This is a genomic window from Pseudomonas sp. 32A, from assembly GCF_052682255.1.
Window position 1 is genome coordinate 2,446,561 of record NZ_JBQYLY010000001.1, and the last position, 12,746, is coordinate 2,459,306.

A 12,746-nucleotide genomic window follows, 5' to 3' on the forward strand; every position below is an offset into this window, starting at 1 on the left:
CACGCGCACCGAGCTTGGGCTACGTGGGGAATATCGGGCACTGCAAGGGCATTATTCATGTGCGGAATTGCCGGATGGACCGATTGGACCCAAGACCTGCGCCCCCAGCGCGAGGTGATCGAAAACATGACGCGCACCCTGGCGCTGCGGGGCCCGGATGCCGAAGGGATATGGGTGGCGCCCCACGCGCTGCTGGGGCATCGGCGCCTGTCGATCATTGACCTGGCCCATGGCGCCCAACCCATGGCCGACGCCAGCAACGAAGTGGTGCTGACCTACAGCGGAGAAGTCTACAACTACCTGGCCTTGCGCCAAGAACTGCAGGCACTGGGGCAGGCCTTCACCACCCGTTCGGACACTGAAGTGGTGCTGCGTGCCTACCTGCAATGGGGCGAGCACGCGTTCGCCCGGTTGACCGGGATTTTCGCCTTTGCCCTGTGGGATGAACGGGACCAAAGCCTGTGGCTGGTACGCGACCGTTTTGGTGTCAAGCCGCTGTATTACTTTGCCACCGGCACCGGCGTGCTGTTCGGCTCCGAGCCCAAGGCCATCCTTGCCCATCCCCAGGTACGCCCGGTGCTGGATGCCAGTGGGGTTGCCGAGCTGTTTGCGCTGAGTACCGCGCCCACGCCTGGCCACGGGATCTACCAGGGTTTTTATCAGCTCAAGCCTGGCCATGCCTTGAGGTTCGATGCCAACGGGCGACAGGACCTTGTCTATTGGTCGCTGACGGCCGAGCCTCACAGTGACAGCCCAGCCGACACTGCCCGGCAGGTTGCCAGCTTGTTGCGCCAGGTGGTCGAGGAACAATTGGTGGCGGATGTACCCCTGGGCAGCCTGCTTTCCGGCGGCCTGGATTCCAGCGCCATCAGCGCCTATGCCGTTCAGGCGCTGGGGCGTGAAGGGCGCTCGTTGCCGACCTTTTCGGTGGACTTTACCGGCGGTGGTGAAGGCTTTACCCCAACCCCGTGGCAAAGCAGTTGGGACGAACCTTTCGCGCAGTTGGCATCCGCAGCGCTGGGTACGCCGCACACCACCTTGGCGGTCGCATCCGAACAGGTGCTGGAGCAGGAAGACGCGGTACTGCGTGCCCGGGACCTGCCGGGTTGGGGAGAGCTGGACAGCTCGCTGTACCTGCTGTTCCAGCAGGTGCGCGAGCACACCACGGTGGCGTTCTCGGGGGAGTCGGCGGACGAGGTGTTCGGCGGTTATCCGTTTTTTCACGACCAGCAGGCCCTGGATTTTTCCGGGTTTCCTTGGCTGGCGGGCAAGAGTGGTCTTTGGGAACTGCTGCGGCCCGAGGTCGCCGAGCGGGTTGCACCGCAGGCATACATGGCCAGGCGTTACCAGGAAGCGTTGGCGGAGGTTCCGCACCTGGCCGCAGACAGCCCGGTTGAGCGGCGACAGCGCGAGGTCACGTACCTGGCACTGACGCGCTGGTTGCCGGCGATGCTCGACCGCAAGGACCGCATCAGCATGGCGGTGGGCCTGGAGGTGCGGGTGCCGTTTTGCGATCACCGCCTGGTGGACTACGTATGGAATGTGCCCTGGTCGATCAAGAGCGTGGCCGGGGAGGGCAAGACTCTGTTGCGCAACGCCGTGCGCGGCGAATTGCCCGAAGCGATTGTCGAGCGCAGGAAAAGCGGCTTTCCGGCCAATCCCGACCCGCGCTACCTGGCGTTGTTGCGCAGCCAGCTCAGGCAGTTGCTGATTGACGGCGACTCGCCGGTGTTAGACCTGGTGGATGCGCTCCGGGTGGGTGAGCTGCTCGAACTGGAACAGCCGCTGCCCAGTCCCCGGGCCTCCAGCAGCCCCACGGCCGGCCTGGCCTACCTGCTGAACCTGGACCGCTGGTTACGCCTGTACCAGGTGGAAATCCGCCTCTAGCACCGCCTTCAACCTTCAGGGGACATGCCCATGAGCCTTCCATTGAACATCAGCGCCCCGAGCTTGCAGACCCGGGTCAGCGACTTCCTGATCAGCGAAGCCGAGCTGCTGGACAACCGCGAGCTGGAAACCTGGATCGGCCTGTTCGATCAACCCGCCCAGTACCGGGTGCTGCCGTTGCAACGCCATCTGGTTGAGGGTGAGCCCCACGACAGCCTGTTCATCATTGCCGATGACTACGGCCGCCTGCGTGAGCGGGTCGACAGCCTCCTCAGTGGCCATAGCTGGATGGAGACGCCGCCTTCGCGTACCCGACGGCTGGTGAGCAACGTGCGGATCAAGTCCCGGGACGGCGAGCAGTTGACCATCAAAAGCAACTTCGTGGTGCACCAGTTTCGCAACCAGCAAACCTGGTACTTCGTCGGCGAGGCCACCCATGTGCTGTACGACAGCCCTCGTGGCTTGCGGATTCTCAAGCGCGAAATTCGCCTGGACCACGAAACCATCAGTGCCCAGCGGCGCATCAGCATCATTTTATGAGGCAGGAGCCCTTCATGAGTCATTCATTGCTTCCCGGTTTCGAGTACTCGACCCTGACCACCCGCGGTGCGCGGATTCAGGTGGCGGTCAAGGGCAGTGGCCCGCCACTGTTGCTGTTGCACGGTTACCCGCAAACCCACCTGGCCTGGCACCGCGTTGCCCCGCGCTTGGCCGAGGACTACACGGTGGTGCTGGCAGACCTGCGCGGCTACGGCGAATCCCGCGCCCTGGATGCTAACGCTCCGGGCGCTTATGACAAGAGCGCACTGGCCCTGGACCAGCTGGACGTCATGCAGAAGCTGGGGTTTTCGCGGTTCGCGGTAGTGGGCCATGACCGTGGCGCACGGGTGGCGTATCGCTTGGCGCTGGAACACCCGCAGGTGGTGAGTGCTCTGGTGTCGCTGACAGTGGTGCCGATCCTGGATGTCTGGGCAGGGGTCAACAAGGCCTTTGCCCTGAACGCCTACCACTGGTTTTTCCTGGCCCAGCCGTTTGATCTGCCGGAGCGGCTGATCGGTGCCAACCCTGGCTATTTCCTCGACTGGACGTTACAGCGCATGGCCCAGGGTCGCGATATTTATCATCCGCTGGCGCTGGAAAGTTACCACCAAGCTTTTGCCCGTCCCGAGGTGTTGCACGCGATGTGCGAAGACTACCGGGCGGCAGCCGGCGCCGATGCCGCCGCCGACCAGGCCGACCGCGACGCCGGTCACCAGGTGCGCTGCCCGGTGCTGGTGCTGTGGCAGGACCGTCCCTACGCCGCGACCAGCCACCCGTTGGCGGTGTGGCAATCCTGGGCCGTGGAGGTGCGGGGCGCGGCGATTGCGGCCAGCCATATGCTGGCCGAAGAAGCACCCGAGGCGGTGCTGGAGCAGCTCTTGCCCTTCCTGCATCAGGTTGCGCAGCCATGAGTGCGGCGCCCCTGACGCCGGCCGAGCAAGGTGCGCTGTGGCGTCAGCGTCTGTTTGAGGCCCACAGCGCGATGACGGCCTACCTGATCCAGGAACATCGGGCGCAGGACCTCGCCGACTGGGTTGACGTCACCGGGCGGATCTTCCAGGACTTGCCGCCCGCCTTGGGCGCCGGCAGTACCGAGTGGCAGGCGGTGTTTTTCCGCACCCAGGCACTGATCGAACAATTCATCGTGCAGCGCAAGCAGGTTTACGACCTGGATGCCTGGGCGGCCGCTACCGGCCAGGTGTATCGCGCCCTGGAGCCTGCCGGCCAGGGTGAACCCGCTGTGGCGGCCGAGCGCCTGGGGCGACAGGCTTCGCTCTACGGCACGCGTTTCGAGATTCGCCAGGTCGCTCCCGACGCCAGTCTGTTCAAGGTGCATCACTGCGGAATCTGGGACTACCGCGAGCATGCCCGGGCCAACGGCGTGCCGATCACCTTGAAGTCGGCCTGCACCTATTGCACCAAGCTCCTGTCTTCGCTGGTCCATGCCAAGGGGTGTGACGCCCGCTGGACGTTGCTGGCCGACGAACAGGGCCATGGCTGCGAATGGACCATTACCAGGGAAATCCTTATCCCCGCAGGAGCCATCGAGCATGAGCACGATCATTGAGCAAGCCCGTACCCTGGCCGGTTATGAAACCTCCAGCCAACTCTTGCAGTTGCGTGACCAGGACTGGGTCCTGGGGCGTGCACAGATCCAGCCCAGGCGTTTACTCGACCTGGGTTGCGGCATCGGTTCGCTGCTGCAAGGGGCCGTGGAGCGCTGGCCGAGCCTGGAGCAGGTGTGGGGCATCGAGCGTTCGCAGTTGCGCCTGGACCTGGCGCGCGAGCAGTTGCGCCATGCCCCGGCCGAGGTGGTGTTGCAGCAGGGCGACCTGCTGGACCTGCCCGCGCTGGAGCAGCGTTTTGACCTGATAAGCATGACGGCTGTCCTGCATTGGTTGTATCCCCATGAGGACCAGTTGTTCCAGTGGGTGGCACGGCATCTGGGTGAGCAGGGCGTGTTTCTCTTCACGTCTCATCACCCCGTCTCGCCGCAAGGATTGGGCGGTGAGGATGAGTTGGTAGGCGAGGCACTGCTGGCGATGAAACTGGTCACGCCGGGGCACGTGCAGGCGCGTTTCGCCGAAGCGGCGGTACTGCCGATGGGCACGCGTACCCGATCACGGGTGGCGCTGGAAGCGCTGGTGCAGCGCCATTTTCAGGTGCGTTCGATTGCCAGTCGCTCGGCGGCGCTGCGGATCCACAGCATCGAGGAATATCAGCGCTTTCACGCCGCCACCTTTGGCACCTATTTCAGCCCGTTGGTGCCACCGGAACGAATCGAGGAGTTCTTTGCCCGCCTGGGCGCCATCGCCGAACAACGCATGGCGCGCCAGGGGCATGTGACAGACATCCCCGTCAGCGTCTGGCGCTGTGTTCGACGTGCGGAAAAAAGCGGGGCATAACCTTATGAATAAACAGTCTGGATCGCTGCTGAAAAGAACCTGGGGCAGTTGCACACACAGGTACGTGATTTCCTTAGGGTAAGTTGATGATGTCAATTGAACGTCCGTCCTGTTTACACCGTACTCCCATGATCTGGGCCATGGGCTTTACCTGCCTGATGGCGGCCGAGCCCCTCTGGGCCCAACCTGGCGCGCCGGCGGGCAAGGTTCAGGTGTTGTCCTTTGATATTCCGGCGGGGGATTTGTCTCAGGTGCTGCTGAGCATCGTCCGCCAGAGCCGCACGCCGATCTCGTTTGATCAGGCGCGGGTGCAGGGGCTGTCGGGGCCTGCCATCAAAGGCTCGTTGAGCGTGGACCAGGCCTTGGAGCAAGCCTTGCGCGGCAGCGGCCTGGATTTCAGCCGCAGCGCCTCCGGCGTCTTGACCTTGCACACGGTGGCCTCCCAGGCGCCACAGCCCACCACCTCAACCCCCGCGACCTCGGCCGGAACCCTGGCCACCGTGGTGGTGACCGGGACTCGCCAGGCAGATGTCAAGGCCACTGACAGCCTGAGCCCGATTGACGTGGTCTCCAACGAGCAATTGCGCCAGACCGGCACCCAGAATGTGCGCGAAGCCTTGATCAAGTTACTGCCCTCGTTGTCGCGCCAGGCCCAGGCCTACAACGCCTCGGCGCTGACCAACGCCCAGTCCCTGCGGGGCCTGAGCCCCAACCATGTACTGGTGCTGGTCAATGGCAAGCGTCGCCACGAGACGGCCAATATCAACGTCAGCGGCGGCTTGCAGAGTGGTTCCACCGGGGTCGACCTGGATACCATCCCCATGGCCGCCATCGACCACATCGAAGTACTGCGCGACGGCGCCTCGGCCCAATACGGCTCCGATGCCATTGCCGGGGTGATCAACATCATTCTGCGCTCGGCCGACCACGGCGGGTTGGTCTCTTACAACGCTGGCCAGTACGGCGCGGGTGACGGCTTTTCCCAGGGCGGGGCGGTGAACAACGGCTACCGGGTGGGGGAGACCGGCTATCTGAATCTCAGCGCCGAGTTCCGCGAGCAAAAGAGTACGATCCGCGCCGGCATCGACGAGCGTACCGGGCATTACGGCAACCCCTCCATTGGCGACCCGGCCGTGCATCGCCAGGCCCTGGCGTTCAACACAGGGGCGGCGCTGACCGACCAGCTGGATTTCTACAGCTTCGCGACCTACACCCATCGCACGGTGTCGTCGGCGCAGATCTACCAGTTGCCCACACTGGTGCCGACCATTTACCCCAACGGCTTTACGCCACACATCACCAGTGATGAGGACGACTATTCCCTCACCGCCGGCCTGCGCGGCGTGGAACTGTTCGGTGACTGGGACTGGGACCTGAGCTCCACCTACGGCGCCGACAAGCCCGATATCGGAATGGACCACTCGGTGAACCTCGCGCTGTACAACGAAACCGGCACCACCCCACGCAAGTTTGACCTGGCCGAATACAAGGTCACCCAATGGACCAACAACCTGGACCTGCGCCGTGCCTTCGACGTGGCGCTGCTGCCCAAGCCGCTGAACTTTTCCTGGGGGCTGGAGCAGCGCCGCGATCTGTATAAGGTTGGCGCCGGCGATTACTACTCCTACTACAACGGCGGCTCTAAAGCCTTGCCCGGCCAGGCACCCGCCACTGCCGGGCAGTGGACGCGGGACGTGCTGGGCGGCTACCTGGACCTCTCCACCCACCTGACCGAGCAATGGCAAGTGGCGTCGGCGGCCCGTTACGAGCATTACAGCGACTTTGGTAGTACCACTAACGGCAAGCTCTCGACCCGGTACGATTTCAACCCCCAGGTGGGCCTGCGGGCCAGTGTCAGTTCCGGGTTTCGTGCGCCGTCCCTGGCCCAGGAGAACTATACCAGCCTTGGGGTCTCGCCGACGATTGCCACCGGGTTGCTCGCCGCCAACTCGGCGGCGGCCAAGATGCTGGGAGCCGAGGACCTCAAGCCCGAGAAGTCGATCAACTACAACCTGGGGTTGGTGCTCAACCCGCTGAGCGACTTGAATATCGCCATCGACGCGTACCAGATCACCCTACGTGACCGTATCGTCGACGGCGGCACCTACTCGGGCCAGCAAGCCATCGACGCGCTACATGCCGGCGGCATTTCGGTGCCGTCGGGCCTGGCCTCGGTCAGCACCCACTATATGACCAATGGCGCCGACACCCGCACCCACGGTGTCGACATCACGGCCACCTACCTGACCCGGCTCGACGGCTGGGGCCAGATCGACTGGCGCCTGGGCGCCAACTTCAACCGCACCAATCTGCTGAAAAACCACATCGGCAGCGACGGCCGGCTGCTGCTCAACGATCAGCAACAGGCCTGGATCACCAGTTCCACACCCCGTAGCCAGGTGTCCCTGGAAGCCAATTGGAGTCGCGATAAATGGGGCCTGACCGTACGCGAGACGCGCTACAGCAAAACCATCTCTGAACTGGACTATTACACCGGGCCCAATGCGTACTCCACCACCGAGTTCAACCATTTCGAGAACTCCCCCAAGTACCTCACCGACATCGAGTTGCGCTACGCCGCGACTCGCCAACTGTCGCTGGCCGTGGGTGCAAACAACGTGTTCGACGTCAAACCCGACAAACTGCCCGCTGAAAGCGCTTACCTGGGGTTCAACCACTACGACACCTATGCCTCGCAGATCAGCTTCAACGGGGCTTTCTATTACGTGAACGCGGTCTACAGCTTCTAGGGGAGGTGAACACGATGTCCATTGAATTGCGTGGCGGCGTGCGTGCCTGTGCCGTCGCCGGTGACACGGTGTTTGAACGCCAGGCCGGGCGTTTCCTGCCCGACCTGCGCAGTCGCCCGGTATGCCCCTTCGATATTCAGCAGAAAGCCCGGTTGGAGGAGGCCGATGGCCTGGACAGTGCCTTGGTGACCGTGGCCAGCGCGTGGCCGGACCCCTGGCTGGTGGCCGGTTACGCCTTGTCGTCTACCGACACACTGCGGGTGACCGTGGCCCACCGTCCAGGTGTCACTCAACCCACCGTCGCGGCACGCTCCCTGGCGACCCTGGACCGTTTGTCCCAGGGACGTGCGGCGGTGCATGTGGTGATCGGCTCCAGCGACGCCGATGTGCGCCGCGACGGTGATTTTGCCGACAAGGAGCAACGCTATCGGCGAGCCTTCGAATACCTGGAGATCTTCACCCGCACCCTGGCCAGTTCCGAGCCCTTCGATTATGCGGGCGAGTTCTATCGGCTCGAGAATGCCGGCAGCGGCTTTTCGGCGGTGCAGCAGCCGCGTCCTCCCTTATCCATCGGTGGTTCGTCGGACAGTGCCCAGCAACTGGCGGTGCGCTTTGCCGACATCTACGCCGGCAGCTTCAGCAGCCCTGAGGCCACCTATCAGCTAAAAGTGAAACTGCAGGCGCTGGCCGATGGGCGCCCCTTGAAGTTCTGGAAGCATTTCCAGGTGATTCTCGGCGAGACCGAACAGGCGGCGCGGGACACCGCGCGAAAGTGGCGTGAGGCAGCCCTGGGCTTGTTATTGGCGCGCCCCGCTGCGGAACTGAGTGCCTCACCTCAGTTGGCGCGGGACAACGAACGCGAGCTGCTCGGGCAGTTGAGCCCGGCCAGGCGTCAGCAATGGGCGGTCGAAGTGGTCGAGCGCGCGTTCGCCGTCCTGCGGGTCGGAACGATCGACAAGGTCGCCTTGGACATCCTGGCGTTTCATCAGGCTGGCATCGATATTGTCCAATTGGAGGCCACCACCGAGAGTGCGCTCGATATTCAGTTGCGGCGCGAGTTGATCGAGCGCCTGAGGGCGGCCTCATGAGTGATACGTCCATCAGCCGGGCCGAACCGCTGGTCGAGCCACGCGCTTCTGAGTTCACACCGGTGACGCTGGGGGTGCTGCTGGCCTGTGTCATCGGCGTCATCGTTGGCCCCACCGGGTTGGTGATCAGCAGCTTCTCGTTGTTTATCGACCCCATCAGCGCCGAATTGCACTGGGACCGCAGCCACGTGGCATTGCTGGTGACCTGGCTGGGCTTGGCGGTGGCGCTGAGTAGCCCGTTCAAAGGCTGGGCTGTGGACCGTTGGGGCGCGCGGGCGCTGGTATTGCCGCTTACGGCACTGCTGGCGGTGTGCATGGCTTGCACTGCCTGGGTACGGGCCGATTGGCAGTTGTATCTGTTGTTTTTGCTGATGGGTTTGCTGGCGCCGGGCAACATTCCCTATGCGCGAATTCTCGGCGGTTGGTTCAATCATCGACGGGGCGCCGCCTATGGGTTGCTGGGCCTGGGTTTCGGTGTCGGTGGTCCGCTGGCGTTGTATGCTGGCAACCTGTGTATCGAGGTGTTTGGGTGGCGCACCACCTATTTGATCTTCGGCCTGCTTGAGGGCATGGTGGCCTTGCCTCTGTTGTGGTGGCTGTTTCGCGAGCGGCCTGTGGTGGTGTCTGCATCCAGCCGTCGACGCCCGACCGAGGGCAGCACACCGCGCCAGGCCTGGGCGGGGATAACGTTCTGGTTGATCCTGGCAAATTTGCTGCTGGGGGTGTTTGCGGTCACGGGGGTGATCATCCATGGCGTGCCCTTGCTGGTGGAAAAGGGTCTGGCACGCTCAGACGCCGTAGACGTGCTTTCGGCGTTGTGGCTGGGCATGATCGTGTCGCAACCGCTGCTGGGGCTTGCACTGGACCGCTACAACAGCCCCCGGGTGGCGCTGCCTTTTGCATTGTTGGCGGTGTTGGGCATGCTGGTGTTGATTCAGGCCAGCCAGCCGGGCTGGCTGTGGGCCGCGGTATTCCTGATCGGCCTTGGTGCCGGCGGTGAAACCGGCACTACCCAGTATTTTCTGACACGGTATTTTGGCTTGCGCCACTTCAGCGTGATCTATGGTTCGGTGCAGCCGTTTACATCTGCCATCGCGATCAGCCTGGGCACCTATATGCTGGGCGTGATGTATGACCGCTCGGGCGGCTACGGCTTATCGAGTCAGGTGCTGCTGGCGGCCTTCTCGATGGCTACCGTATTGCTGTTGGGCCTGGGCCGTTATCGTCACACCGCCACCGGTTTATCAAGCAAGGGAGCAACACCGCCATGAGTATGGCATTGGAAGCCGCAAACGAGCGCAACCGCCTGGCGCCCGGGGTATGGTTACTGGCAGGCCTGGCGTTTGTGGTCGGCACCGTTGAACTGGTGGTGGCGGGGATTCTCGATCACCTCGCCCAGACGTTTGGCGTCACCCAGGGGCAGGCCGGCTTGTTGATGAGCCTCTATGCCCTGGTCTATGCGTTGGCTGGTCCGGTATTGATCTACCTTAGCGCCAGGGTGCGCAGGCGACGCCTGTTGCTGGTGGCGCTGCTGGTGTTTGTGGTTGCCAACCTGGCCGGGGCAGCAGCGGGGACGTTCACGCTGTTGCTGCTCAGCCGGCTGCTGGTGGCGGCCAGTGCCTCGGTCACCGTGGTGGTCGCCATCACCGTCGCTGTGGCGCTGGTGCCGGCCAATCGCAGCGGGCAAGCCATCGGCCTGGTGTTCGCCGGCATCGTGGCGTCGCTGGTGCTGGGGGTGCCCCTGGGCACGCTGATTGGCGAGTACTGGGGTTGGCGCAGCCTGTTCCTGCTGCTGGCGGGCGTGGCGTTGCTCAGTGTGCCGCTGGTGTCACAGTGGTTGCCGGATATTCCCGGCGCACCCGGCATAGCGCCGTCCCGGCAATGGGCGGAGCTGGTGCGGGCCAAGGTCTTTCTCGCCCATGGGGCGGCGCTGTTGCAAATGACCGGGCAATTCACGCTTTACACCTACATCGTGCCGTTTCTGGTGCGCAGCATGGGCCTGTCGAAAACCGTGATCAGCCTGGTGCTGCTGGTCTACGGTATCGGTGGCATCGTGGGCGCGGTGCAGGGCGGACGCGCGGCGGACCGGTGGCCCGGGCCACGCACGTTCGTGGTGTTTCTGCTGTTGCATGCCCTGGCGATGAGCCTGTTGCCCCTTGCGACGATTTCCCTGCTGACGCTGCTGGTGGCGATGGTGACCTGGTGCATTTTCAACATGGCGCCGGGCCCCGCGATCCAGAAGTACCTGGTGCAACTCAACCCCGAAACCGCAGCCGTGCAGATCAGCCTCAACACCAGTGCAATCCAGTTGGGCGTGGCCCTGGGGGCGTTCCTCGGTGCCGGTGTGGTGGATCATTTTTCCGTTCAACTGCTGCCGTGGCTGGGAGCGGCCCTGGTACTCGGCGGTGCCGGGTGCGGCTGGTGGTCGGCACGGCTGCCCAACACACAGGACAACGACTGACCGTCGAGAACCTTCAAACCGGCAAGCTCACTACCGTCTTTTCCGTTGGCGTGGGGTGTCTCAAGTGACTGAATGCATATGGATAGCCCGTCATCTTTCAAGAACACGCTGATTGCTCAATTGTTCCAGCAGAACTACGGCTGGTTGTGCCGGCGCCTGTCGCGCCATACCGGTTGCAGTCATAGCGCCGAGGACTTGGCGGCGGAGGCCTTTCTGCAGGTTTGGTTGCTGCCGGATCCAGCGGCGATTCGTTCGCCCAGGGCGCTGCTGGCGACCATTGCCCAGCGTCTGATGTACGAGACCTGGCGGCGCAAGGATCTGGAGCGCGCCTACCTGCAGGTACTGGCGGAGGCGCCGGATCAGGTCCACCCTTCGCCCCATGAACAGTGGATGCTCATCGAAAGCCTGCAAGCCATCGACCGCCTGCTCGACGGCCTCTCGGGGCAAGCCAAGACGGTGTTCGTGCTCAGTCAACTGGAGGGCCTGACCTACCTGCAGATCAGTGAACGTGTGGGGTTGTCTCAGGCGCGCATTCATCAGTTGATGAAAGAGGCGTTGCGCTGCTGCTACCGGGGGCTGGCCGAATGAGCACGGACGAGCGCGACGACCCGGTGCTGGAAGAGGCGATTGAATGGATGGCGCGAATTCAGTCCGGCGCGTTTGACAGCCAGCAGCAACGCGCCCTGGAGCGGTGGCGTGGGCAATCACCACGCCATGCCCAGGTGTTCGATCAGTTGCTCAAAGGGCTGGAGGCCGTTCAAGCCTCTCCCTGGCGCGGGCGTACCAGCACGCCTTTACTACGTGCCCTGGAGCAGCCTTCCAGTCGAAGGCGATTTATCGGCAATAGCCTCGGCGTGCTCGGGGTTGCCCTGGGCGCCGGGCTGTTCGGACGCTGGTTGCAATCGGGCATGGGGCTGCCTGGTGAGTGGGCGACCGGTACCGGCGAGCGGCGACACTGGCAGCTCGACGACGGCAGCCGCTTGGAACTCAACGCTCGCAGCCGCGTATTGCCGCGCTTTTTCGACCAGCAGCGGGCGTTGGTCTTGCGCAAGGGCACGCTGCTGCTGGACATCGTCGAGAACACTGTTTCGTCCTTCGAGATCGCGACGGCGGTCGGGGTCGTGCATAGCCAGGCGGGGCGGTTGCAGGTAGGAGAAGAGGGGGCGGGTATCCGTCTGCTGACCTTGCAAGGCGATGTGCTCCTGCGTTTACCCAATGGCGAGAACGTGGCGGTGCCCGGCGCCCATTCCCTGCTGTTCGATGCCCATGGCGTGCTGTCAGAGGCATCGCTGCAACCGGGCGAAGGCTCCTGGGCCAGCGGTTGGCTTGAAGTCAATGACAAGCCGTTGAGTTGGGTCGCGGAGGCGTTCAGGCCTTATCTGCCCGGTGTGGTCATGCTCGACGACAAGGCTGCGAAAATTCGCGTCAACGGCCTGTTCCCGCTGGACGATATGCCCATCTCCCTTGAGATGCTGGAGCGCAGCCTGCCGGTGGCGGTCAGCCGGTATAGCGATTATTGGGTCAGTATTACTGCCTCATAGCAACCCACTTAGGTTGCCTCGGTGGTGAATGCTGGCCCGAGGTGATCTCCACAGGTTCGCACTGGGCACACGCT

11 protein-coding genes are annotated in these 12,746 nt (G+C 63.6%); all 11 read left to right on the top strand.

Annotated elements, in window-relative coordinates:
• Window positions 1-57: 57 nt before the first annotated feature.
• Window positions 58-1,887, top strand: a complete 1,830-nt coding sequence (gene asnB / locus ACUN0G_RS11240) for an asparagine synthase (glutamine-hydrolyzing) (RefSeq protein ID WP_445573405.1) — start codon at window positions 58-60, stop codon at window positions 1,885-1,887.
• Window positions 1,888-1,917: 30 nt separating this feature from the next.
• Complete coding sequence (locus ACUN0G_RS11245) at window positions 1,918-2,427, top strand: aromatic-ring-hydroxylating dioxygenase subunit beta (RefSeq protein ID WP_445573406.1); 510 nt, start codon at window positions 1,918-1,920, stop codon at window positions 2,425-2,427.
• A gap of 14 nt (window positions 2,428-2,441) precedes the next feature.
• A complete protein-coding gene (locus ACUN0G_RS11250) occupies window positions 2,442-3,338 on the top strand; it encodes an alpha/beta fold hydrolase (protein ID WP_445573407.1) in 897 nt (298 codons plus the stop codon).
• The gene (locus ACUN0G_RS11255; RefSeq protein WP_445573408.1) at window positions 3,335-3,994 is read left to right on the top strand and encodes a hypothetical protein; all 660 of its coding nucleotides are present in this window, start codon (window positions 3,335-3,337) and stop codon (window positions 3,992-3,994) included. The genes ACUN0G_RS11250 and ACUN0G_RS11255 overlap by 4 nt, the downstream gene beginning before the upstream one ends.
• Window positions 3,978-4,832: a class I SAM-dependent methyltransferase gene (locus ACUN0G_RS11260; RefSeq protein WP_445573409.1), complete on the top strand. Its 855-nt coding sequence runs from the start codon at window positions 3,978-3,980 to the stop codon at window positions 4,830-4,832. Before ACUN0G_RS11255 ends, ACUN0G_RS11260 begins: the two co-directional genes overlap by 17 nt.
• A 158-nt stretch (window positions 4,833-4,990) precedes the next feature.
• Complete coding sequence (locus tag ACUN0G_RS11265) at window positions 4,991-7,582, top strand: TonB-dependent receptor domain-containing protein (protein ID WP_445575545.1); 2,592 nt, start codon at window positions 4,991-4,993, stop codon at window positions 7,580-7,582.
• 14 nt (window positions 7,583-7,596) lie between these two features.
• A complete protein-coding gene (locus ACUN0G_RS11270; protein WP_445573410.1) occupies window positions 7,597-8,670 on the top strand; it encodes an LLM class flavin-dependent oxidoreductase in 1,074 nt (357 codons plus the stop codon).
• Window positions 8,667-9,941, top strand: a complete 1,275-nt coding sequence (locus ACUN0G_RS11275) for an MFS transporter (protein ID WP_445573411.1) — start codon at window positions 8,667-8,669, stop codon at window positions 9,939-9,941. The genes ACUN0G_RS11270 and ACUN0G_RS11275 overlap by 4 nt, the downstream gene beginning before the upstream one ends.
• Before the next feature lie 2 nt (window positions 9,942-9,943).
• Window positions 9,944-11,131 (top strand): MFS transporter, encoded by a 1,188-nt coding sequence (locus ACUN0G_RS11280; RefSeq protein WP_445575546.1) that lies wholly within the window; start codon window positions 9,944-9,946, stop codon window positions 11,129-11,131.
• A gap of 78 nt (window positions 11,132-11,209) precedes the next feature.
• Window positions 11,210-11,719: a sigma-70 family RNA polymerase sigma factor gene (locus tag ACUN0G_RS11285; protein WP_177081592.1), complete on the top strand. Its 510-nt coding sequence runs from the start codon at window positions 11,210-11,212 to the stop codon at window positions 11,717-11,719.
• Window positions 11,716-12,672 (top strand): FecR family protein, encoded by a 957-nt coding sequence (locus ACUN0G_RS11290; protein WP_057023669.1) that lies wholly within the window; start codon window positions 11,716-11,718, stop codon window positions 12,670-12,672. The genes ACUN0G_RS11285 and ACUN0G_RS11290 overlap by 4 nt, the downstream gene beginning before the upstream one ends.
• Window positions 12,673-12,746: the final 74 nt, after the last annotated feature.